Here is a 22,819-nt window from a genome sequence, read left to right on the forward strand (position 1 = left end):
GGCCATGACCTTCGCTCCCGACCCGCTAGACCCGGACGACGACCGGCCCCCGTATGAGCAGGTGGCAAGCAGCCTTGGGGCGGCCATCCGAACCAGGAAGCTGGCTCCAGGCGAAAAGCTCCCGTCGCACAAGGCACTGACGGAGATGTACGGCTTCGCGCGGGCGACCATCCAGCGCGCGCTTCGGGACCTGGAAGACGAAGGTCTCGTGGTGTCCCGGAAGGGAAGCGGCGTCTTCGTCCGCAATCGCACGGAGCGGCCCGCCGGCCTACGTCCGTACGTCGAGCAGGCTTTCTCCAGCCAAGACGTCACCATCGACTTCGCCGGGTTCTCCAGTGAGACCCTTCACGGCGCGCTCCAGGAGCCTATGGACAAGATCCGGGTGGGTCGCCTCACGCCGTCGAGCATCACTGTCCGCATACTCGTGCCGGACATGTCAGTGCCTCACGCGGCACCAGTACGCCGCGAAGACTGCGCGGACGACGTGCGCCTCCGTAACCGGATGCACGACATCATGGTCGGCTACACGCGGAGCATCCGAGACTCGATCAAGGAGCTGGAGCACCTCGGTCTGGTGCCGGAGACTCGTGTGGACGTACGCGTTCACAGCGGGACCCAGTTCTTCAAGCTGTACGTGATCAACAACGAAGACGCGTTCTTCGGCTACTACCCGATCAAGCCCAACAAGGTGGTCGCTCAGGGCGAAGCGATCGAGATCTACGACCTTGTGGGCAGGGACACCGTGCTCTTCCATCACTCCGTGAACGACAGCGATTCGTCCAGCGGCACTCAGCAGGTGCAGCAGGCCCGCATGTGGTTCGACAGCGTGTGGGAGACGATCGCGAGGGACTTCGATCTCGATGCCCAGTGACGACCTCAGCAAGACGCTGGCCCGAGCATCCGCAGTGCTCTTCGACTTCGACGGCCCGTTGTGCGACGTGTTCGCCGGTCTTCCGGCGCCGAGGGTTGCGGACGATTTGAGGCGCCAGGTTGCCACGCATGATCCCTCGCTCAGCACGAAGCTCACCGAGACGGACGACCCGATGGAAGTCCTGCGACTGAGCTATGAGTCCAACCCTGAACTGGGCTTGCAGGTAGAGCGTGCCCTTACCTCTACTGAACTTGAAGCCGTAGAAGTCGCCGGAGCCCCCACCGCCGGTGCCGTAGCAGCGCTGAAAGCGGCGGAAGCCGCGGGGCGCCGGGTCGCCATCGTGAGTAACAACTCTGCTGAGTGCGTCCGCGCATTCCTCGCACAGCACTCGTTGAGTGAGCACGTACGCGAAGTCGTAGGGCGTGCGGCGAATCGCCCTGACCTGATGAAGCCGCATCCTCACTCGTTGCTCCGAGCTGCTGAGCTACTTGAGGTCGGCCCTTCCGAGTGCGTGCTCATTGGCGACTCCGTCACTGACATCCAGGCAGCCCACTTGGCAGGCGGTACGGCCATCGGCTACGCCAACAAGCCGCACAAGCGCGAGGCGTTCACGGAAGCTGGCGCCGAGGCGGTAACTGATCACATGGAGGCCATCGCCGACGCGATGCGATGAGGTGGTGGGAGCTGTTACAGGTTTCTCTACCTCATCAAGCCCCACCCTTCGGGCGGGGAAGAGGGGTGGGGAGGGGAAGCACTCCGGGGCTTTCTCATGAGGGGATGCCGTTCCCTGCCGGGCCGTCCTGGGCCGTTCGCTTGGCGTTCGCCTGTCGATCCACCGGGGCCGTTTGAGGCCAGCAGTCGCCTTGAGCCTTGGCGGCCGGGCACTTGTACGGCCAGGCCCTTTAGAGGCTGTCGGTTTGTCGGCGTCGTCCTTGTGGGTGCTCTTGCCTTCGGCATCCGGCGCGCGGTCAACGGCTGTCCAGCCGCCGCTACGAATCACACCCCACCGGCCCGTAAAGGGCCGGCGCGGGCACGGGGGCTCGGGCGCCGCTCCTGCCTGCGGCCCGCTCCGCCCGGCCCCCGGCCCCGCGCCACTCTCGTTGCCCGGGGTGATCCGCTAGACGCTATGTCCGCCCAAAGCAGCGCCGGAACGAGCAGCGATCCCCACCGGCCAACGCCACCGACCACGCCTTCCAGAACCAGCCACAGGCACCCACCACCAGCACGGGCAAGGCAGCCACACAGGCCCACATAACTCGGGGCGAGCCCAGACGGGGAGCCCCGGGGGCGGCGAGAAGAGCGCGAATGTGGGTGGTGGGGAAGGTGGAGCGGAAACGGTGAGCGGTTTACGTGACACGCGCACTGCCGACTGCCCCATAGGCCCTAGTCCTGTGGAGAAGGCCAGCTACGGGAGGGGTGGGGACGGGCGGCCGAGCACTCCGGGCAAGAACGCCGGCATGGGGAAGGCCGCCGTACCGCCACCGTCACGGATGCTCCAACGTGAGCGGACCGCACCCCGATATGTGGCTGAGGGGGAGCAGCTGCTGCCGCGATGTGGCGAAGGCCCGTAGACGTTCCACTCGACGCGGCACCATCGGGGCCAAGGAGCGTGTCACGCCTACGGACCAATCATCGTCCCGCCGCGAGCGCTCCACCCGGGCACAAAGCCAAGCCCGCTCGATGGCGTGTGGGACGACGGCAGGCGGGATGGCAGCAGGGGCGGGCAAGGTAGCCGCTAGCTCTCACATCGCACAAAGCGACCGTATGCTACGTGCATGAGCGAAAGGGAACTGAGTGCCGTCATGCGGGCCTTGAACCTCGTCGAGCGCATTCGCAAAGACGGCGCGGAAGGTTGGGAGGCATCTTGGCGGCGAGAGGCCGAGCCCGAACTAGTCGCACAACTCACCTCGCTGATAGTCAGCTTCTTGTTGGAGAACGACGCCCAACGGCGGGATATGACCTGGGACGAAATCTTCGATCAGCTCCGTCAGGAAGCCGTGGAGCACATGAGCTAGTCCTCAGAAGCTCGACGGGTCTTCTCGGTGCTGCCTGCGGGGTGGTTCTCATGATGCCGACGACGCCTCTTCCTCCAGAAGCACCAGCAATCGTCGCCCTAGATCAGACAGGGCGTACGGCCTACCGGCATCGCCCATCATGAAGCCGTTGAGGGCGCTCTCTACCAAGCCCAGGGCGATGAGCTTCTGCAGTACCGCGTGACCGCCTACTTCAAGGCCCGGGTCAAGAGAGCAGACAGCAGACAGGGACATCCCGTACTTGGTGTCGCTTGACGTCCGCTCAGGGGGCTTCGGCAATGACGGCGCAGGCGAGATGACGTGCATGAACCTGATGTGCGGCGGATCGATCTCAGAAATCGCTGCCTGTAGCAACTCCCAAATATCGAGTCGGGCAGGTGCGGGATCTGCCACAGCCGCCGCCAACGCTCGCGCCAACGCCCGACGTTTCTGTGCAAGTGAAATGTCCTGTGCCGCTCCGACGACTCGCCCGGCGAGTTCCAGCAGGCGTTCGTCTTCTAGGAGGCGCTCTGCCAGCTCTTCCGGCTCGATTCGCAGCAGTCGAGCCACGTCGCGTACCACCTGGTCCCTTCGCTCCGCCCGACGAGAGGCGATGCGATCAGCCACCAGTTCAAAGCCCGTGGACAAGGCTGGGCCGGCAGCGGCTCCAACTAGCGCGCCAGTCGAGCCACCAACAACCACACCAGCAACCGACCCAGCTGTGGCCGCCGCAATCTGTTTGAGGCCGTCTGCAACCTGACTTTCAGTCCTTTTGCTCACGAAGGTGACTGTAAGAGCATATGTGGAGGCTGTCAGCCATGTCTCGTCTCACGATCCTGATGAGTAGACGACCCGATGTCCGACGATCACAGCGTTCTCCCAAATGGTGCGCGAGGAGCCGAAGGCTCTGGGGCGTGACGGACTCGCGAGCGGCCTAGTGCGCGGCATATGCGCCTGGACGTTACTTGCCGCTGGTTGTGCGCTCTCCCCGCCCTCTAGGAGGCGGGAGCACTCTGGACCCCTGTTCGAGGCGAACTGTCCAAGGGGGAAGCGTGGGTGAGTGGAAGCAGGGGAAGTGCGGTTGGCCTTTGGCGAGCGGGCGCCGTTGCCAGAACAAGACGATGAAGGGCACGGCCCGTTGTTACCGCCACCAAGGGGACTGGACGAAGCGGGGCCAGGAGGAGAAGGGGAAGCGGGCACGGCGCCGTAAGAAGTGAGGTTCCTCAGCGTGGAGCAACACGGCACGGCGCGGGAGCCAGGGGCAGCCGGGTAGCAAATTCTGGGCCGTCTCTGGGCCGTCCGAGGTCGCTCAGCAGCGGCCAACGACGACCAATGACGCCGTACTCGGCATCGGCGATCAGCGCTCAGACCAGGGGAAATGCAGGTCGCAAAGATCGCTAGCAAGACCCAGGGCAAGAAGAAGTAGCCCTCACGATCATGCCCCTGAGCTGCGCAAACGGCGCGGCTCAGGGGCATTTTCACGGCCCGGGCCCTCCCTGGGCCCTCAGCGGACGGACATCAGTGGACGGTGAAGCCACCATTCCTTGATGATCCCGGCCATGGCCTCGGCCTGGTGCCACTCAGCGGCAAGCCCCCTGCCTGCGGAAATCCGCGGGCAGGGGGCTTGGTGCCGCTCAGGGCGGTGCCGGGGCGTCAGCCGCAGCTGCCGCCGCAGCTGCAGGAGCCGCCGGACTGGCAGCCGCAGCCGCAGCCGGGGCCGCACGAGCAGCCGTTGGCCGCGGTGGGCTCAGGGGTGCTGGAAACAGGGGTGTGGGGCATGAGTTGCCTCCTGGTTGGCAGCCATAAGGGAGGTTCCTTCCCTCCCCTACCCACGCCAGGGGGCGCACCAACGGCGTGCGGCTGCACGGGGCGGGGCACACGCTGCCCCGCCCGCCCCTGTCAGGAGGACGCTCAGCTGCCCTCCACCGCGGCCTGCGGCGCGATCTCGTCCGCGTGCTCGCCCGTGACCAGGTACACCACGCGCTTGGCGACCGACACCGCGTGATCGGCGAACCGCTCGTAGTAACGGCCCAGCAGCGTGACATCCACCGCCGTCTCGATGCCGTGCTTCCAGCGGTCGTCCATCAGGTGCTGGAAGAGCGTGCGGTGCAGCAGGTCCATCGCGTCGTCGTCCTGCTCCAGCTGCAGCGCCAGATCGACGTCCTTCGTGATGATGACCTCGCCGGCCTTCGCCATCAGGCGCTGCGCCAGCTGCCCCATTTCCAGAATGGTGGCGTGCAGATCCTGCGGCACCGCCTTCTCCGGGAACCGCAGCCGCGCCAGCTTCGCGACGTGCTGCGCCAGGTCACCGGACCGCTCCAGGTCCGCGCTCATCCGCAGCGACGTCACGACGATCCGCAGGTCCGTGGCGACCGGCTGCTGGCGCGCCAGCAGTGCTATGGCCCGGGCCTCCAGGTCGTGCTGCAGATCGTCGACCTTCTCGTCGCCGGCGATCACGTTCTCCGCCAGCTTCAGGTCCGCGTCGAGTATCGCCGTGGTGGCGCGCCCGATCGCGGAGCCGACGAGCCTGGCCATCTCGACCAGACCTTCGCCGATCGAATCCAGCTCCTCGTGGTACGCGTCCCGCATCAGTGACCTTCTCTCGCATCGAGTCGTGTGTGGGCCTGCGACGCCCGTGATCAGACCTCCGGGTCCGTGCCCCTGCGTAGTCGCCCGGGCTGCGCCCCTGGTGGTGTGGGCCTACGATTCCCACGCTCCCACGTTCGAGCCCGGATGCGACCGGTTCGCCCCTCCGGAGTGAACCAGTACCGACATGAAGGTGAACTCTCGGCAACCAGTGGCCGAGGTGGCCCTCTGATGGCTGGGGAACTGTCACAACCGGCGCATAACCTGGACTCATGAACGTGGACGCGGCCATCGCCGCTGTGGCAGCGATCGCCGGTTGTTGTACCGGCGTGATCGCCATGCTGGCGTTCCGCTGGAGCGAGCGGGACCAGGCCAAGCCCACGCGTACGTCCCTGCACACCGACGCCGTCCTGCCGCCCGGCGTGGACACGGTCCTGTCGGTGCTCAGATCCTCCGCCGTCGTCCTGGACGAGGCCGACGGCGTGGTCAAGGCCAGCTCGGCCGCGTACGCCCTGGGCCTCGTACGAGGCGGCAAGCTCGCCGTCGACCCCATGCTCCAGATGGCCCGCGACACCCGCAGGGACGGGGAGATACGCCAGGTCGAGCTGGATCTGCCGCGCCGCGGCACCGGCCGCGGCGACGCCCTCGCCGTCTCCGCGCGCGTCGCCCCCCTCGGCTCCCGCCTCGTACTCCTCCTGGTCGAGGACCTCACCGAAGCCCGCCGTATCGAAGCGGTCCGCCGCGACTTCGTGGCCAACGTCAGCCATGAGCTCAAGACCCCGGTCGGCGCGCTCTCGCTGCTCTCCGAGGCGGTGATGGACGCCAGCGACGACCCCGAGGCGGTGAACCGCTTCGCGGGCCGCATGCAGACCGAGGCCACCCGCCTGACCAGCCTGGTCCAGGAGCTGATCGACCTCTCCCGGGTGCAGAACGACAACCCCCTGGAGGACGCCGAGCCCGTCCGCGTGGACGAGCTGGTCGAGGAGGCGATGGACCGCTGCCGCCAGCAGGCCAGCAGCAAGTCGATCACCATGGCCGTCGGCGGCATCGCCGACCTGCACGTATGGGGCAACAGAAGCCAGCTCGCCGGCGCCCTCGGCAATCTCGTCGAGAACGCCGTCAACTACTCCCCGGCCCGCACCCGCGTCGGCATAGCCGGCCGCCGAGTCCCGGCGTCCGGCGGCGCGATGATCGAGATAGCCGTCACCGACCAGGGCATCGGCATCTCCGAGAAGGACCGGGACCGGATCTTCGAGCGGTTCTACCGCGTCGACCCGGCGCGCTCCCGCGCCACCGGCGGTACCGGACTCGGTCTCGCCATCGTCAAGCATGTGGCCGCCTCGCACGGCGGGGAGGTCACGGTGTGGAGCTCCGAAGGACAGGGCTCCACCTTCACCCTGCGGCTCCCGGAAGCCGGCGCGGTCCGTGACCGCGACGACCGGCGGGACGGCCCCGCAGCAGACCCGGACGACCTCGATGGCGAGGACGGTCCGTACGACACCTTCAACGGCCCGGCCGACACCCACCACCACACTTCCCCGGATGCGCTGCGCGCGCCCTATCCTGCCCCGGAGGTCCTTCCGTGACCCGAGTGCTCGTCGTCGAGGATGAGGAGTCCTTCAGCGACGCCCTGTCGTACATGCTCCGCAAGGAGGGCTTCGAGGTCGCGATCGCCGCGACCGGCCCCGACGCACTGGACGAGTTCGAGCGCAACGGCGCCGACCTGGTCCTGCTCGACCTGATGCTGCCCGGCCTGCCCGGTACGGAGGTCTGCCGCCAGCTGCGCGGCCGCTCCAACGTCCCGGTGATCATGGTGACCGCCAAGGACAGCGAGATCGACAAGGTCGTCGGCCTGGAAATAGGAGCCGACGACTACGTCACCAAGCCGTTCTCCTCGCGGGAGCTGGTCGCCCGCATCCGCGCGGTCCTGCGCCGCCGCGGCGAGCCGGAGGAGGTCACCCCGCAGGCCCTGGAGGCCGGCCCGGTCCGCATGGACGTGGACCGGCACGTCGTCACGGTCTCCGGCGGCAAGGTCGACCTCCCGCTCAAGGAGTTCGACCTGCTGGAGATGCTGCTGCGCAACGCCGGCCGGGTCCTCACCCGCATGCAGCTGATCGACCGCGTCTGGGGCGCCGACTACGTGGGCGACACCAAGACCCTCGACGTCCACGTCAAGCGCCTGCGCGCCAAGATCGAGCCGGACCCGGGCGCGCCGCGCTATCTGGTCACGGTCCGCGGCCTCGGGTACAAGTTCGAGCCGTAAGCCGACCCGCTGGCCGGTGACCGGCCGGTACGACACGCTGTCGCTCCAGCGCTCCGCCTGATGCCGGGTGGGGCGCTTGTGGCGTTGTACGGGCGCCTGCGGTACGCAGGGCCGGCGCCCGCGGTACGGCTCACGTGCGGCCGTGTGTACCGCTGTGCCCGCGTATACGGCTGCGCCCGCCGCGCTCCCCGAGGGCGGGGGCGTGACGGGCGTCAGCTGCGCTCTGGATGCCCTACGGCGTCCGCCGCGGCTCAGTGGCCGGCGTGCTCGGACTCCGGCGCGGAGGCGGACTCCGACGGCTTGCCGGACTCGGACGGCGAGGCGGAGCCCGACGGCGTGGCGGAGTCGGACTGGCCCGGCTGCGGCACCTCGCTCGGCCCGTAGTCCTTGAAGTAGCTCTTCGCCGGGACGACGTACGCCCGCAGCGACACCTTGCCGGTGCGGCTGAGGTCGAAGGTCACCTTCTGCGCGTTGCCGTCCTGGACGGCCTCACGGCCGCTGGACAGGGTGGCCGAGGCGTTGCCCTTGCCGCCGATCACGAGGGAGCCGCCGGCCGGCACGGTGATCTTGCCGGAGCCCTTGGCGGGCTTCAGCTCGGCCTGCTGGCCGCTGCCGTCGACCGTGATGGAGTCCAGCGTCTGGTCCTTCGTACCGCCGTTGAACAGCGTCGCGGACACGACAGCCGGGCCCTTGGCGTCCGGCTTCGGCTGGGTGATCACGATGGCGTTCTGGATCTTGATGTCGCCGACGGAAGTGGCGGCGTTGTCCGGCTTGACTTGCAGCGTCGCGGCATCGTTCCCGGCCGCGCACGCGGAGAGCGAGGCGATCGAGAGCGTGAGGACGGTGGCGGCGAGGGCGCCGCGTCGAAGGCTGCGGCTCACGGCGGCGGCATCTCCTAGGACGAGCTTCGGCGGCCGAACGGTCATGCCCGGTCGCGGGGTGGACGGCTGGGCGGCCGTTCCGTACGCCGCGCGTCGGCGCCGTACGTAAAGCCGCCCTAAGGGTGTGTCAGCGCCGCTAGGTTACCGAGCCGCCCTTCAGGCGCCGCACCCGACCCGCCCCCTGCGCGATCACGTGCCGGTCACGCGCCACTCACCCGGTCACGACCGGCCACCCGGAAGGCGCTCGGCGCCGCCGCCGGCAGCCCTCCCCACGGACGCCCGGCCGGCTTACCGGAGCCCTCACGAGAACCGCCGCAAGAATTCACCTGACGTCCGTTCGAGTGATCGCCGCGGGAGAATCCGCCGGAGCCGCCGACGGGAATAGCGGCAAAGGCAAAGGAATGCGCCGCGTCACACGAATTGATCATGTCCGGTACGCCCGGCCGGGTGACGGGATGATCAATTCTCGATTCGGACCGGAGTGGTCGGGAGTGACCGAACGGAGTAGCGGAAGCACGCCATCCGGATCCCGGCAAACCGGGACGTTCGTCCTCTCGATCGGGCACTTCCGGAGCTGTAACGTACGCGTTTCGCTCCGCTCAAGAAGCGCCTCCGACCTGCGAATACCTGCTTCCGGCAAGCGGCCGATGCACGTCACGGCCGTCGTTGTCAAGCCCCGAGATACGCCCTGACCTGCGAAAACGCCATTCAGAACGGACCGTTCCCGTGTTAGGATGGATAGCCACGGAAGGGGTACCTGTCACATGACGTTCAAGGTTGGCGACACCGTGGTCTATCCCCATCACGGGGCCGCGCTGATCGAGGCCATCGAAACTCGCCAGATCAAAGGCGTGGACAAGACCTACTTGGTGCTGAAGGTCGCCCAGGGCGATCTGACGGTTCGTGTGCCAGCGGACAATGCGGAGTTCGTCGGTGTGCGCGATGTGGTCGGCCAGGACGGGCTCGACCGGGTCTTCGAGGTGCTTCGCGCACCATATGCCGAAGAGCCGACGAACTGGTCCCGTCGCTACAAGGCAAATCTCGAAAAGCTCGCCTCCGGCGACGTGATCAAGGTCGCCGAAGTTGTTCGCGACCTGTGGCGCCGTGAGCGTGAGCGCGGACTCTCCGCAGGTGAGAAGCGGATGCTCGCCAAGGCCCGCCAGATCCTGGTGAGCGAGCTCGCCCTCGCGGAGAACACGAACGAAGACAAGGCCGAGGCTCTGCTCGACGAGGTCCTCGCGTCCTGACCCCGCCGCTGCTGGGTCTCCACGGTGATCGTCTCCACAGTGATCGCTCACGGTGGTGCACCCCGCGATGAGGCGCTCAGCACAATGAGGCGCGCTCAGCGGTGCTCAGCACGAAAATGCCGCGGTGCCCGAGCGACGATTGCTTCCTACGGAAGCAGTCCGTTGCCGGGCGCTGCGGCATATCTGATGACCGGCGTATCCACGACTGGCCCACCTGCGGCCGACCGACCGGCCTGCCTGTGGCCGGCGTACCCGAGCCGACGCGACGGCTGTACCCGGAACCGAACCCGGAAGTGACGTGCCGGGCCCGGGCAGCTGGCTCGACCGGTCGTCACGGAAGGGTCCGGTCGGGGCGTCGCGCCCGGCACGGTGTGGCCATACCCACCTCTGCCGAGTAAACAAACCTGCCGCTCGAAATTCGGGGTGCGACCCCCGGCTCACGGAGTGCAACCGATGTCTGAAGATTCCCGCCGACTTCGCACGGCGGCGGTCATCCCGGCGGCCGGCCGAGGCGTACGCCTCGGCCCCGGCGCCCCCAAGGCCCTGCGCGCGCTGGGCGGCACGCCCATGCTCATCCACGCCGTACGGGCCATGGCGGCCTCCCGCGCCGTCTCGCTCGTCGTCGTGGTCGCGCCGCCCGACGGCGCACCCGAAGTACGCGCGCTGCTGGACAGCCACACCTTCCCCGAGCGCACCGAGCTACTGGTCGTCCCCGGCGGCGACACCCGCCAGCAGTCCGTGAGCCTCGGCCTGCGGGCCCTGCCCGACGACGTCGACGTGGTCCTCGTCCACGACGCGGCGCGGCCCCTCGTGCCGGTCGACACCGTCGACACCGTGATCAACGCCGTACGGGGCGGCGCGCCCGCCGTCGTACCGGCGCTGCCGCTCGCCGACACCGTGAAGGAAGTACGGCCGGATTCCGACGGTGGATCCGAGCCAGTGGTGGGCACCCCGGAGCGCGCCCGGCTGCGCGCCGTACAGACCCCGCAGGGCTTCGACCGCGACACGCTGGTCAAGGCGCACGAGACCGTGACCTTCGACGGCGAGGGCGCCACGGACGACGCCGGCATGGTCGAACGGCTCGGCGCGCCGGTCGTGGTCGTCCCCGGCCACGAAGAGGCGTTCAAGGTCACCCGCCCGCTGGACCTGGTCCTCGCGGAGGCGGTACTGGCACGCAGGCGGGTGACGGACGGGTACGCCTGAGACGTCTCCGCGGTCGGGAGGCCGGGCGACCGTCGGCGACGGGCCGGCGGCGGGGCGGTCTCCGGTCGGGCGGCTCGGTGGCCTCGCGGGGGCGGGGTTTGGGGTGGGTGGGGGGCGTATACGGGGCGGTGGGGGGTGGCCCCCTACCCGTCCGACGAGCGGGGGCGGGGCGGAGTTCTCGCGCGGTTCGATGTTCACTCGCAGGGAGGAAAATTTCATGGTCGCGTTGCCCCAGGTGGGGATCGGGACGGACGTACACGCCTTTGAGCAGGGGCGTGAGCTGTGGTGCGCCGGCCTGCTCTGGGACGAGGCGGCCAGCGGCGGCTACGGCCTCGCCGGGCACAGCGACGGCGACGTGGCCGCGCACGCCGCCTGCGACGCCCTCTTCTCCGCGGCCGGCATCGGCGACCTCGGCGCGCACTTCGGTACGAGCCGCCCCGAGTGGTCCGGTGCCTCCGGCGTGACCCTGCTCGCCGAGGCCGCCCGCATCGTCCGGGCCGAGGGCTTCGAGATCGGCAACATCGCCGTCCAGGTCATCGGCGTACGCCCGAAGGTCGGCAAGCGCCGCGAGGAGGCCCAGAAGGCCCTCTCCGCCGCGGCCGGCGCCCCCGTCGCGGTTTCCGGCACCACCACCGACGGCCTCGGCCTCACGGGCCGAGGCGAGGGCCTCGCAGCCCTGGCCACGGCCCTGGTAATCCGCACGGCGTAACACCCCCCGGCCACGGGAACGCCCCCACGGCGTCCCCCCCACGGCACGGGAAGGGCCCCACGGCGTCCCACCCACGGCACGGGAACGCCCCCACGGCGTCCCACCCACGCCACGGAAACGGCCCCTACCCATGCCACGGGAACGGTCGCCGTACGGCGTCCCACCCACGCCACGGGAACGCCCCCACGGCACGGAAACACCCCCGGGAACAACCCCCACCCCCCATTCGTCAGACGGGGTGGGGGCCTCAGGGTGCGCGCATACGGGCGCAGCGCCGACTCCTCGTGCAGTCCCGAACTCCTCACCCCCCAGGGGGAATTCTTCGCCCCTGGGGAATTCCCTGCCCCGTACGGACGTTGGCCCGGCAACAGCACCGGGCCGAGTCCCGTTCCGTACGCTCCGCAGGAGGCACCGCCGTGGCAGTCGAGCTCTCCGAGGCCCTCAAGAAGGTCCTCGATTCCCCGGTCCTGGTCACGGTGGCCACGATCCAGCCCGACGGCTCCCCGCAGCTCTCCCCGGTGTGGGTCAAGCGGGACGGCGACGCCCTCCTGTTCTCCACGACCGCGGAGCGCCGCAAGGCGGCGAACCTGCGGCGCGACCCCCGGGTGACCGTCGTCGTCCAGGCCCCCGACGACCCGTACGTCTACGCGGAGATACGCGGCACTGCGGAGGTCAGCAGCGAAGGCGCGCAGGAGCTGCTCGACGAGGTCTCGGTGAAGTACACGGGGAAGCCGTACGCGGAGTTCAACCCGAGGGCCGGGCAGGACGGGGAGCGCGTGGTCGTGCGCATCACCCCGCGGAAGATCGTCGGGCGCCTCTGACCGGCCGGCCGCGCTCTCCCTGCTGACCGGCCGCCCGCACTCCTCCTGCCGACCGGCTGCCCCCGCGCTCCCCTCCGCCGCGTCCCGCACCCCGTCCGCCCGCGCCCCGCATCCCCGGGCGTACCGCCGCGAAGTGGTGTGGAACACCCGCGAATATCACGCTTCTGTGTCCCCGTGGCCCATCGGGTCGCGGGGCACTGCCTCGTTCCGTCTACCCTTGATGCGTGACCATTCGCCTGTACGACACCAGCGCCCGGCAGATCCGTGACTTCACCCCGCTCACGCCGGGCTCCGTCTCGATCTACCTGTGTGGCGCGACCGTGCAGGCCGCCCCGCATATCGGGCACATCCGATCGGGACTGAACTTCGACATCATGCGCCGCTGGTTCGAGTACCGCGGCTACGACGTGACGTTCGTGCGGAATGTCACGGACATCGACGACAAGATCATCAAGAAGTCGGCCGAGCAGGGCCGCCCCTGGTGGGCGATCGGGTACGAGAACGAGGTCGCGTTCAACACCGCGTACGACGCCCTCGGCTGCCTGCGGCCGACGTACGAGCCGCGTGCGACCGGCCACATCCCCGAGATGATCGAAATGATGCGCGGCCTGATCGAGCGTGGCCACGCCTACGCCGCCGACGGCAACGTCTACTTCGACGTGCGCTCGTTCCCCGGCTATCTGGAGCTGTCCGGCCAGGAGCTGGACAAGCTGCTGCAGCCGTCCGGCGAGGGCGAGACCGGCAAGCGCGACCCGCGCGACTTCGCGATGTGGAAGGCGGCCAAGGAGGGGGAGCCCAGCTGGGAGACCCCGTGGGGCCGCGGCCGGCCCGGCTGGCACCTGGAGTGCTCGGCGATGGCCCACAAGTACCTGGGTGCGCAGTTCGACATCCACGGCGGCGGCGTCGACCTCGTCTTCCCGCACCACGAGAACGAGATCGCGCAGGCCAAGGCGTTCGGTGACGAGTTCGCGCGGTACTGGGCGCACAACGCCTGGGTCACGATGAGCGGCGAGAAGATGTCCAAGTCGCTGGGCAACTCCGTGCTCGTCTCCGAGATGGTCAAGCGCTGGCGCCCCATCGTGCTGCGCTACTACCTCGGCACCCCGCACTACCGTTCGATGATCGAGTACAGCGAGGAAGCGCTGCGCGAGGCCGAGTCCGCGTTCGCGCGCATCGAGGGTTTCGTCCAGCGCGTCGTGGAGCTGGCCGGGGGACCGGTCGAGCCCGCCGACGAGGTGCCGCTGGCCTTCGCCGAGGCGATGGACGACGACCTGGGCGTGCCGCAGGCGCTGGCGATCGTGCACACCGCCGTACGGCAGGGGAACTCCGCCCTGGCCGCGGACGACAAGGAAGCGGCCGTCGCCCGGCTGGCCGAGGTCCGTGCCATGCTCGGCGTGCTGGGCCTGGACCCGCTGGACGAGCGGTGGTCCGGCGGCGGCTCCGAGCGCGGCGAGGACCTGCACGGCGTCGTCGACTCCCTCGTCCGCATGGTCCTGGACCAGCGGCAGGCGGCCCGCGCCCGTAAGGACTACGCCACCGCCGACGCGATCCGCGACCAGCTCCAGCAGTCCGGGCTCGCCATCGAGGACACGCCGTCGGGGCCGCGCTGGTCACTCTCGTGACAGACGGCGACGCCCGCGCCGCGACCGGACGCGGGCGGCGCAGCCCTGCCCCGGTCGCCCGTCCAGGGCGCCGCGGGCGACACTCATACCTATACGCAGCAGACATCCACGTCGCGAGACGTCGAGAGCAGTAAGAAACAGGTGACCCATGGCCGGCAACAGCCAGCGCAGGAACCGCCGCACGTCCAACAAGAAGGGCATGCAGGTCGGCAGCGGCGGCCAGCGCCGCCGGGGCCTGGAGGGCAAGGGCCCCACCCCGCCCGCGTCCGCCCGCAAGGGACATGTGAAGAACCGCGTCGCCAACGCGAAGGCCAAGCAGGCGGCCCACCGCCGCCCGGCCCCGCGCCGCGGCGGCGCCAAGGGCACGGCCGAGCTGGTCGTCGGCCGTAACCCGGTCGTGGAGGCGCTGCGCGAGGACATCCCCGCGACGACCCTCTACGTCCAGCAGTTCATCGACAGCGACGAGCGGGTGCGCGAGGCGCTCCAGCTCGCCGCCGACCGCGGCATGAACCTCCTGGAGGCGCCGCGCCCCGAGCTGGACCGGATGACCAACGGGCTCAACCACCAGGGCCTGGTCCTGCAGATCCCGCCGTACGAGTACGCGCACCCGGAGGACCTGGGCGCGGCCGCGTTCGACGCCGGCGAGGACCCGCTGATCGTCGCGCTCGACGGCGTCACGGACCCGCGCAACCTCGGTGCGGTGGTCCGTTCGGTCTCCGCGTTCGGCGGCCACGGCGTGGTCGTACCGGAGCGGCGCGCGGCCGGAATGACGGCGGGCGCCTGGAAGACCTCCGCCGGTACCGCGGCGCGCACGCCGGTCGCGCGTGCCACCAACCTCACCCGCACGCTGGAGTCGTACCAGAAGGCCGGGATGATCGTCGTGGGCCTGGCGGCCGACGGCGAGGTCGAGCTGCAGGACCTGGAGGCGCTGGACGGCCCGGTCGTCATCGTCGTCGGCAGCGAGGGCAAGGGCCTCTCGCGCCTGGTCGGCGAGACCTGCGACGTGCGCGTCCGCATCCCGATGCCGGGCGGCGCCGAGTCGCTGAACGCGGGCGTCGCCGCCGGCGTCGTCCTGTGGGAGGCGGCCCGCCGCCGGGCGTGACGTTCGTTCGCTCAGCGGGGGCGGGCTGCTGCCCGCCCCCGCGCGCACGCTCTTTCGTCCGCCGTCCCATACCGGGGCAAACTCCGTCCGCAACTCGGGGCAGAACGTAACCCTCTGTTCCGTACGGGAAGTTTTGACGGGTCTCGGACAGATCGGCGCGGTCAAGGCAGTGTCTTAAACGCTGGTCACTCGGTTAGATGAGCGTGGACACCAGAACACCCCGCACGCCTACGGGGGGACGCTCGCCGGGCTTCGATGACGAGCCGGTACTGAGCTCGGTCAAGGTGCCGTGCGACCCCGCGCAGGTCATCGTCAATCACGCCAGCTTCCGCGTGCAGCTCGCGGCCCCCGTGTCGGCGGGCGCCGCGCGGGGTGCCACGGCCGGCGCGGCGTCCGGCCCGGGTACCGCCGCTGCCGGCGCCACCGCGTCCGGGCCCGCCCGGCGGCGCGCGCCCGTCGTCTGGAGCGGCCGTACGACGCCGGGCGACACCACGGCCCCCACCACCCAACTCCTGCACGCGGTGCGGAACAACGCGGGCCGGAGCGACGACGCCGGCGCGACCCAGGTGCTGCCCAGGGTCAGGCCCGAGGAGACCACCTCCTTCGCGCCGCCCCCGTCGGCCGGCGTGATCGGGCCGCGCGGCGCCTCCGACGACACCGAGCTGCTGCCCCAGGTCCCGCAGGCCCGCCCGTCGGACGCCGGCTGGTCCGACGACACGTACGCCCACGCCGGTGCGTACACCGGCTCGTACACCGATTCGTACGCCGACTCGTACGCCGATTCTTCCGACGGCTCGTATGCGGGTCCGTACGACGGTTCCCGGGAGGGGGCGGCCTCCGGCCCGTACGACGGTGCGGCCACTGGCCCGGACGGCGGCTCCCGCGGCGCCTGGGGCGAAGCCCCGTACGGCCACGAGGGCCCGTACGGCGGCGAAGGCCCGTACAGCGACGCCGAATTCGAGCCCCGCCAGGACGGCGGCCGCCGCTTCGCCGGCGACAAGCAGGCGTTCTACCCCGACCGCAGGATGAACCTCGGCGTCGTCCTGCTGCCCCTGCGCATCTTCCTCGGTTTCATCACGATCTACGCGGGCATGGGCAAGCTCTGCGACCCCGTCTACTTCGACGGCGGCGAGCGCGGCTCCATGGTCAAGTGGCTGGAGTCGCTGGACCCGTGGGCGCTCGCCACGCCGCTGCGCGACTTCGCGCTCGCGCACCCGGTCGGCGCCGGCCTCACCGTCGCCTTCCTCCAGGTCGTCGTCGGCGTACTGACCGTCTGCGGCCTCTGGCAGCGGGTCGCCGCTTCCCTGGGCGCGCTGCTCTCGGCGGCCCTCCTGATGACCGTCAGCTGGCGGAACGTCCCTGTGTACGACGCGCCGGACATCATCTACCTCGCCGCCTGGAGCCCGCTGATCATCGCGGGCGCCCCCGTCTACTCCCTGGACGCGCGGCTGGCCGGCGAGGCATGGCGCAACCTCGGACCCCGCGTCGAGGTCTGGGACCTGCGGCGCCGGGTACTGCGCCGCGGCGCCGTGATGACCGCGGTGGTCGCCGGCCTCACGCTGCTGATCGGCTCCCTCCTGGGCGGCGCCGTACGGTCCGCCTCCGGCCCGACCGTCCCGAAGCCGGGCGAGCCGCCGACCAACAGCCTGCCCGGCCGCCCGCTGCACACCCCGCGCGAAGCCCCCGGCCGTACGGACAGCGGCCGCACGGCCGGCGCCTCGCAGGGCAGCAGCGCCTCGCCCACCGCCGGCGCCTCCCGCGGTACGGACTCCTCGGCCTCCCCGCAGCCCTCACAGCCGAGCACGGCCAGGGAGACGGCCGGCGCCACCCAGGGCGTCCAGCCCGGCCGGACCACGAGCGGCCCGCCGCAGCAGTCGACCCCGGCCGACCCGCCGGCCGCCACCCAGGCCCCGACCTCCACGGCAGGCACGGGCGGCGGCACGACGGGCGGCTCCTCGGGCGGCTCGTCCTCCGGCGGCTCCTCGGGCGGCTCTTCCAGCGGCGGCACGCTGGGCGGGCTGCTGGGCTGACGACCGGGGGTGTGTGCGACGACCGGGGGTGTGCGCGACGGTCGGTGGCGCCACGACGGTGGGTGGCGCCACGGCGGTCGGTGGCATATTGCGGCGAACTGGGCGGGGATTCCCGCCCAGTTCGTCTGCCCAGTTCGTCTGACAGTCTGCCCAGGTCGTCTGCCCAGTTCGCCCGACGATGCCTCGCCTGCCTCGCCTGCCTCGCCGATCAGTCGGGATTCCACCTGATACCCCTGGCGCTCGTCGGGGTGCCGGCCTACTTGCTCCGCCACGTCACGCACAAGAAGACGCCGAAACTGGCCGTTACGGCGTTCACCGTCGCCCTCCCCGCCGCAATCGTGCTGCCGATCATCACCCAAGAGGCCGGCGACGAGCGGGGACTGGAGAGGTGGGGCCGGTGGGCCGAGGCCGTCGTGGTCGAGATCGACGGAGGCAAGACCGACGAGTCCACGCTTCGCACCCGCGACGGCCGGGAGATCTCACTTCAGCTGTCGGACGGCTGCGACCGGGGAAGGGTTGAGCCGGGTGACAAACTGCGCGTGCTGTACGACCCCGAGGGCGCCGCCGCTCCGTTGGAGGACGCGGACACGGAAGTGGACCTGGACCCCGGCGCGTACGGAAGGACGATCGGCGGCCTGGCAGCGCTGACCGTCGTGGCAGGCACGTGTGGCTGTGTACGGGCGAGTCGGGGGAATGACGGGTAGGACGGGCCGCCTGTCTCCAGGACGAGTGCCCCTATCCAGGCGCGCGTCCGTATCCGTGCCCGCGCCCGTATTCGTTCCCGCGCCCGTATCCGTTCCCGTATCCGTTCAGAAGGCCCGGCTCTGGCTGTGTCCGTGTCCTTGTCCGGGGCCGTACCTGGCGAGTTCGCTCGCGGCCTCGGTGAGATCCTTCGCCGTGTCGATCGCGCGCCAGTAGGCGCCGTGCGGCAGCGGGAAACCTGCCAGCCGGCGCTCGCGCGCGAGCCGCGGGAACGTCATGCGTTCGTGGTCGCCGCGGTCCGGCAGCAGCCCTCTGAAGGCCGCCGAGAAGACGTACACGCCCGCGTTGATCAGGTACGGCGACGGCGGCGCCTCGATGAAGTCCAGTACGTGCCCGAAGGGATCCGTCTCGACGGCGCCCCAGGGGATCCGCGGCCGGGCCAGCGCCAGCGTGGCCTCCGCGCCCCGCTCGTGGTGGAAGTCCGCCATCTCGCGCAGGGAGAAGCGCGTCCAGATGTCGCCATTGGTGGCGTACCAGGGCTGGTCGGGGCGGGGGAGTGAGGCGGCGGCGTACTTGAGTCCGCCGCCGCGGCCCAGCGGTTCGGTCTCCACGACCGTGGTAACCCGCAAGGGCAGGTCGGCCTGGTCGAGCCAGTCCTGGAGGACGTCGGCGAGGTGGCCGCAGGAGACGACCGCGTCGGTGACGCCCTCGGTGGCCAGCCAGGCGAGCTGATGGCCGATGATCGGGGTCCCGGTGCCCGGGATCTCGACCATCGGCTTGGGCCGGTCATCGGTGTACGGGCGGAGCCGCGAGCCCTGGCCGCCTGCCAGGACCACGGCCTGCGTGGGATGCGGGTACGGGACGCCTGTCATGATCCGCACCCTATGCGGTGATCGCGGCGGCCGACGGCGGTCACCGCGACCAGGGGGCCGACGACCGTTTTCCGGGGAGCGACGAGAGGCCATGACACCTGTCACTGACCGTGTCACTACACCTGTCACTGACTGTGCCACTGCACTGGACACTGACTCTGCCACTGCACTTGTCACTGACCCTGTCGCTGTACTTGTCACTTCACCTGCCACTGCACCTGTCACTGCGCAGAGGCAACCCCGCTCGCGAACGACGTGTCACAGACCGGCCGCGAGTACGCCTGCGCACGGTGCGAGGCGCCGTACTTCTGGACGGCGGCGCGCCCCAGGGCGCGGGCGATGGACGCGCAGTGCTTGGCCAGCGACGGACGCTTGGTGGTGGCTTCCTGGAGGTGGGTCAGGGCGGTCCCCGGGTTCTTCTCCTGGAGTTCGGCCAGGAGCTGGTCGCGCAGGACGTCCTGCGGGGCTCTGTGGGGCTGCTGGTGGCTGGTGACCGTACCGGAGGACGCGGTGAGCACCTGCGACTCGGAGGTCGGCGAGGCCCACGGCACGCGGGTGACGGCGAGCGTCCCCGAGAGCACGAGGACGACGGGCAGGACGAGAGCGAGAGTTCGGCCGATACGCCGGGCTGCGGAGTTCACGTCCGTGATGGTAGCGAGCAGTGATGATATGGCGACATTTAGTCACCCGGTCGAGGGATGAATTCGCCTGTCGTGCGTTACATGATGTTGACGCACACTGCTCGAAATGGCGGAACTGCCGGGGTATTTGTCGACAACTGGGAAGCTCACGTACCTCCCCAACCCACCCGTCGCCCCAAACCGCCCGTACGGCAGGAAGTTCCCGTCCCCCTGAACCAGCGGGCCGAGCAGCGAAAACGGCGGCCGAGGCGGCCCTCCGCAAGGAAGACCGCCCCGCCCACCACCAAACTCACCCGTTCCGGGCACCTACAACATGCTCAGGGGCGTGACGCGGGGGTGTGTGTTGCCCCCGGGAGCCCCCGGGCCTCTCCGGGGGCTCCCCGAGCCGTCCGGCCCTCCCTGCCTCAGTCGCTGAGGCGCTCGCCGCTCGCTCAGTCGCTGAGGCGCTCGCCCGTCGACGTCGAGAAGACGTGCGTCTCGCCCGGCCGCGGCACGACGTGCACCTGCGTGCCCTTCTCCGGCACCTGCCGGCCGTTGACGCGGACGACCAGGTCCTTGACCTCGCCACCGACCTCGGCGGTGCCGTACACGTACCCGTCCGCGCCCAGCTCCTCGACGACGTTGACCGTCACGGCGAGCCCGGCCGGAGCGTCCGCGGCCTCCTTGGCCAGTGTCTTGGCCGCGCTGCCGTTCTGCTCCACGATGTCGAAGTGCTCGGGCCGCACGCCGACCGTGACCGTACGGTCGCCCTTGTCCGCCGCCGCGCTGAGCGCCTCCCGGCTGACCGGTACGACACTGTTCCCGAACTTCACCCCGCCATCCGTGATGGGAACTTCCACCAAATTCATCGCGGGCGACCCGATGAACCCCGCCACGAACAGATTCGCCGGCCGGTCGTACATGTTCCGCGGCGAGTCGATCTGCTGCAGCAGCCCGTCCTTGAGCACGGCCACCCGGTCACCCATCGTCATGGCCTCGACCTGGTCGTGCGTGACGTACACGGTCGTGATCCCGAGGCGGCGCTGCAGCCCCGCGATCTGCGTACGCGTCTGTACACGCAGCTTCGCGTCCAGGTTGGACAGCGGCTCGTCCATGAGGAACACCTGCGGCTCACGCACGATCGCGCGCCCCATCGCCACACGCTGCCGCTGACCACCGGACAGCGCCTTCGGCTTCCGACCCAGGTACTCGGTCAGGTCCAGGATCTTCGCCGCATCCTCGACCTTCTGCCGGATCTCGGCCTTGTTCACGCCCGCGATCTTCAGCGCGAAGCCCATGTTGTCCGCGACCGTCATGTGCGGGTAGAGCGCGTAGTTCTGGAACACCATGGCGATGTCCCGGTCCTTGGGCGGAAGGTGCGTGACGTCGCGGTCCCCGATGCGGATCGAGCCGCCGTTGACGTCCTCCAGGCCCGCGAGCATCCGCAGGGAGGTGGACTTGCCGCACCCGGACGGCCCGACCAGGACGAGGAACTCCCCGTCCTCGATCTGGATGTCGAGCTGATCGACGGCGGGCTTGTCGGAACCCGGGTAGATGCGGGTTGCCTGGTCGTACGTGACCGTAGCCATGGTGATGTGTCCCTTCACCGGCAGGAACGTGCCGGACGATCCGAGTAAAGGAATGAATGGGCAGCCCGGCGCGCGCTGTGGTGTAGTCCACTGCACACGGGCTGCCAGGGACGGTACCGGCACCGGCACCCGGTGTCAGTAGCCCGGACATCACCAAAATTCTCGACCCAGGTAACCTGCAGCCCTGGGTACACTTCACCAGACACGCCTCCTTAGCTCAGCTGGCCAGAGCACCGCTCTTGTAAAGCGAAGGTCGTCGGTTCGAATCCGACAGGGGGCTCTAGGCGCGACAGCGCGCTGAACAGTGCAAACGCCCCGGACGGGCCCTTTTGAGGGCTCGACCGGGGCGCTTGACATCCACACCTGACATCAGCCGACCGGTGGAAAGATCACCGCTCGCGCTCGACGCGCCCCTCCAGCAGCTGATCCATACGACTGATCGCTTCCCGCTGCGCGTCCTGACGATCGGCGAACGTCTGGCGCGTCGGCGTATCAGCAGGTGTACGGCGTGCTGGCAGCACGGTCGCGGACGACGCAACACGCTGAAGTGAGAGACGCGCGCCTGCTCACTCAGGAGGCATGATCGCCCCAGCCGACCCGCGAACGGGCGCCCACGGTGCCGCCAGGGGCCGGGACGAGGGCTGCGACCGCTGATCCCCAGACCCGTACAGAACGCACCCACAGCACCTCCCGGGGCGGCGAAGAGGCGGGAACGGGGCTGGTGGCCCGCCTGGGCTGCAGCTGTCCGTCCTCGCAACCCGGGCGGGCGGTCATGGGGAGGTGCGATCGCGATGCGCCGCGATCCGTTCATTGAGCCGCTGAAGCGCCTCCGCGTCATGCTCTGGGGCGCCCCACTCAGGGGGAAGCTGGACGCGGAACGCGTCTCTCAGCCCGTCGAGGTGCCGGTACAGCGCGCGCTCGGTGACGTGCCGGCACCACCAGTCTTCGGCTGCCCACCAGGCCGGGCGTGCTCGCTCGAAGAGCGTGCGGCGGGGTGGGTTCAGCAGCCGCTGAACGTTGAGTTCCTGATTGGTTGGATCGAAAGGTGTGCGTTCCTTCGCACGCCGGGCCATTAGCCGTCCTCCTTGACGCGCAGCTCGGCGCGCACGATCTTTCCCCAGTGCCGGACAACGGTCTCCCAGCAGTCCGCCGTCACGTCCACGAGGTAGAGGCCGCGCCCGCCTTCCGCGTCCTCCGCGGGAACCTGGTAGGCAGGGGGAGTCTTCGACCTGTCCGATACGGCGATGACCACCAACGCGGACTTCGGGCGGGTGATGCTCACCCGCACTACTCGGGACTGGCTGTGCTCAACGGAGTTGGTGACCAGCTCGGACACGATGAGCTCTCCCCGGTCCACCAGACATACGAGTCCCCAGGTGTTCAAAGCTGTCTTGACCAGGCTCCGAGCACGTCCAACTGTCGGTGGCTCACAGCGCCATGTCTGGCTGTAGCCGGGGGCTCCTATCGCGTGGGGCCGAGTCACGGTCATGGTCACGGGGCTTCCCTCCGGGGCGGTGGAACACCTGGCCGAGCAAGGCCGGGACGCTCTCCATCACCGACGGGCCGGGCCCGGCGGCGTCACGCGGATGCGAGAACGAACGTAGAGGGCACCGGAACCAACCCCCAAGGAGATTGCGCGAGTTTGCAGCAAGCCGATTGACGGCCTCGAATGCAGCCTCGACCATCGGT

Annotated in this window: 21 protein-coding genes and 1 tRNA gene; 14 read left to right on the forward strand and 8 right to left on the reverse strand. The window is 69.7% G+C overall.

Annotated elements, in window-relative coordinates; all coding sequences use genetic code 11:
- The first annotated feature begins 4 nt into the window (after window positions 1-4).
- From ACIGXO_RS23195 to ACIGXO_RS23205, 3 genes are all read left to right on the forward strand, one after another.
- Entirely contained in the window at window positions 5-871 is an 867-nt protein-coding gene (locus ACIGXO_RS23195) for a GntR family transcriptional regulator (protein WP_399789969.1), read from the forward strand.
- Window positions 861-1,544 (forward strand): HAD family hydrolase, encoded by a 684-nt coding sequence (locus ACIGXO_RS23200; RefSeq protein ID WP_399789972.1) that lies wholly within the window; start codon window positions 861-863, stop codon window positions 1,542-1,544. The genes ACIGXO_RS23195 and ACIGXO_RS23200 overlap by 11 nt, the downstream gene beginning before the upstream one ends.
- Window positions 1,545-2,646: 1,102 nt before the next feature.
- Complete coding sequence (locus ACIGXO_RS23205) at window positions 2,647-2,886, forward strand: hypothetical protein (protein ID WP_399789974.1); 240 nt, start codon at window positions 2,647-2,649, stop codon at window positions 2,884-2,886.
- A gap of 48 nt (window positions 2,887-2,934) precedes the next feature.
- On the opposite strand, the gene ACIGXO_RS23210 is transcribed toward ACIGXO_RS23205, so the two are convergent.
- Both ACIGXO_RS23210 and phoU read right to left on the reverse strand, forming a co-directional pair.
- Window positions 2,935-3,663, reverse strand: a complete 729-nt coding sequence (locus ACIGXO_RS23210) for a hypothetical protein (protein WP_399789977.1) — start codon at window positions 3,661-3,663, stop codon at window positions 2,935-2,937.
- A gap of 1,131 nt (window positions 3,664-4,794) precedes the next feature.
- The gene (gene phoU / locus ACIGXO_RS23215) at window positions 4,795-5,472 is read right to left on the reverse strand and encodes a phosphate signaling complex protein PhoU (RefSeq protein ID WP_399789980.1); all 678 of its coding nucleotides are present in this window, start codon (window positions 5,470-5,472) and stop codon (window positions 4,795-4,797) included.
- A 269-nt stretch (window positions 5,473-5,741) separates the two neighbouring features.
- On the opposite strand from phoU, the gene ACIGXO_RS23220 reads away from it, so the two are divergent.
- Window positions 5,742-7,055: a sensor histidine kinase gene (locus tag ACIGXO_RS23220; RefSeq protein ID WP_399789983.1), complete on the forward strand. Its 1,314-nt coding sequence runs from the start codon at window positions 5,742-5,744 to the stop codon at window positions 7,053-7,055.
- The gene (locus ACIGXO_RS23225; protein ID WP_030254743.1) at window positions 7,052-7,732 is read left to right on the forward strand and encodes a response regulator transcription factor; all 681 of its coding nucleotides are present in this window, start codon (window positions 7,052-7,054) and stop codon (window positions 7,730-7,732) included. Before ACIGXO_RS23220 ends, ACIGXO_RS23225 begins: the two co-directional genes overlap by 4 nt.
- Before the next feature lie 251 nt (window positions 7,733-7,983).
- On the opposite strand, the gene ACIGXO_RS23230 is transcribed toward ACIGXO_RS23225, so the two are convergent.
- Window positions 7,984-8,613 carry a DUF461 domain-containing protein gene (locus tag ACIGXO_RS23230; RefSeq protein WP_399789987.1) on the reverse strand — a complete coding sequence of 210 codons (630 nt, stop codon included), beginning with the start codon at window positions 8,611-8,613 and terminating at the stop codon, window positions 7,984-7,986.
- Window positions 8,614-9,377: 764 nt separating this feature from the next.
- Here ACIGXO_RS23230 and ACIGXO_RS23235 point away from each other — a divergent pair.
- The 8 genes from ACIGXO_RS23235 (at window position 9,378) to ACIGXO_RS23270 (ending at window position 18,051) form a co-directional block, all read left to right on the forward strand.
- Window positions 9,378-9,860, forward strand: a complete 483-nt coding sequence (locus ACIGXO_RS23235; RefSeq protein ID WP_003953493.1) for a CarD family transcriptional regulator — start codon at window positions 9,378-9,380, stop codon at window positions 9,858-9,860.
- Window positions 9,861-10,313: 453 nt separating this feature from the next.
- On the forward strand, window positions 10,314-11,063 hold the full coding sequence (gene ispD / locus ACIGXO_RS23240) for a 2-C-methyl-D-erythritol 4-phosphate cytidylyltransferase (protein ID WP_399789990.1): 750 nt from the start codon (window positions 10,314-10,316) through the stop codon (window positions 11,061-11,063).
- Between the two features lie 217 nt (window positions 11,064-11,280).
- Window positions 11,281-11,772 (forward strand): 2-C-methyl-D-erythritol 2,4-cyclodiphosphate synthase, encoded by a 492-nt coding sequence (gene ispF, locus ACIGXO_RS23245; RefSeq protein WP_399789993.1) that lies wholly within the window; start codon window positions 11,281-11,283, stop codon window positions 11,770-11,772.
- Between the two features lie 416 nt (window positions 11,773-12,188).
- Window positions 12,189-12,593: a PPOX class F420-dependent oxidoreductase gene (locus ACIGXO_RS23250; RefSeq protein WP_399789996.1), complete on the forward strand. Its 405-nt coding sequence runs from the start codon at window positions 12,189-12,191 to the stop codon at window positions 12,591-12,593.
- Between the two features lie 224 nt (window positions 12,594-12,817).
- On the forward strand, window positions 12,818-14,215 hold the full coding sequence (gene cysS, locus ACIGXO_RS23255; RefSeq protein WP_399789999.1) for a cysteine--tRNA ligase: 1,398 nt from the start codon (window positions 12,818-12,820) through the stop codon (window positions 14,213-14,215).
- A 148-nt stretch (window positions 14,216-14,363) separates the two neighbouring features.
- Complete coding sequence (rlmB, locus tag ACIGXO_RS23260) at window positions 14,364-15,317, forward strand: 23S rRNA (guanosine(2251)-2'-O)-methyltransferase RlmB (protein WP_399790002.1); 954 nt, start codon at window positions 14,364-14,366, stop codon at window positions 15,315-15,317.
- A gap of 197 nt (window positions 15,318-15,514) precedes the next feature.
- Window positions 15,515-17,347, forward strand: coding sequence for a DoxX family membrane protein (locus ACIGXO_RS23265; protein ID WP_399790005.1), 1,833 nt, complete (start codon window positions 15,515-15,517; stop codon window positions 17,345-17,347).
- Window positions 17,348-17,607: 260 nt separating this feature from the next.
- Window positions 17,608-18,051, forward strand: coding sequence for a hypothetical protein (locus ACIGXO_RS23270; protein ID WP_399790008.1), 444 nt, complete (start codon window positions 17,608-17,610; stop codon window positions 18,049-18,051).
- A 105-nt stretch (window positions 18,052-18,156) separates the two neighbouring features.
- Here the strand turns inward: ACIGXO_RS23270 and ACIGXO_RS23275 are convergent, their stop codons facing one another.
- The 3 genes from ACIGXO_RS23275 to ACIGXO_RS23285 form a co-directional block, all read right to left on the reverse strand.
- Window positions 18,157-18,921: an NDP-sugar synthase gene (locus ACIGXO_RS23275; protein WP_399790011.1), complete on the reverse strand. Its 765-nt coding sequence runs from the start codon at window positions 18,919-18,921 to the stop codon at window positions 18,157-18,159.
- A gap of 221 nt (window positions 18,922-19,142) precedes the next feature.
- On the reverse strand, window positions 19,143-19,562 hold the full coding sequence (locus ACIGXO_RS23280) for a hypothetical protein (protein WP_399790013.1): 420 nt from the start codon (window positions 19,560-19,562) through the stop codon (window positions 19,143-19,145).
- 431 nt (window positions 19,563-19,993) lie between these two features.
- Window positions 19,994-21,130 carry an ABC transporter ATP-binding protein gene (locus tag ACIGXO_RS23285; RefSeq protein WP_223731123.1) on the reverse strand — a complete coding sequence of 379 codons (1,137 nt, stop codon included), beginning with the start codon at window positions 21,128-21,130 and terminating at the stop codon, window positions 19,994-19,996.
- Between the two features lie 206 nt (window positions 21,131-21,336).
- On the opposite strand from ACIGXO_RS23285, the gene ACIGXO_RS23290 reads away from it, so the two are divergent.
- A tRNA-Thr gene (locus ACIGXO_RS23290) sits at window positions 21,337-21,410 on the forward strand.
- A 490-nt stretch (window positions 21,411-21,900) separates the two neighbouring features.
- Here the strand turns inward: ACIGXO_RS23290 and ACIGXO_RS23295 are convergent.
- Both ACIGXO_RS23295 and ACIGXO_RS23300 read right to left on the reverse strand, forming a co-directional pair.
- Entirely contained in the window at window positions 21,901-22,203 is a 303-nt protein-coding gene (locus ACIGXO_RS23295) for a hypothetical protein (RefSeq protein ID WP_399790016.1), read from the reverse strand.
- Window positions 22,203-22,619, reverse strand: a complete 417-nt coding sequence (locus tag ACIGXO_RS23300; RefSeq protein WP_399790019.1) for an ATP-binding protein — start codon at window positions 22,617-22,619, stop codon at window positions 22,203-22,205. Before ACIGXO_RS23300 ends, ACIGXO_RS23295 begins: the two co-directional genes overlap by 1 nt.
- Between the last annotated feature and the right edge of the window lie 200 nt (window positions 22,620-22,819).

It is taken from the genome of Streptomyces sp. NPDC053542, from assembly GCF_044544685.1.
In the GTDB taxonomy this organism is placed as follows: Bacteria; Actinomycetota; Actinomycetes; order Streptomycetales; family Streptomycetaceae; genus Streptomyces.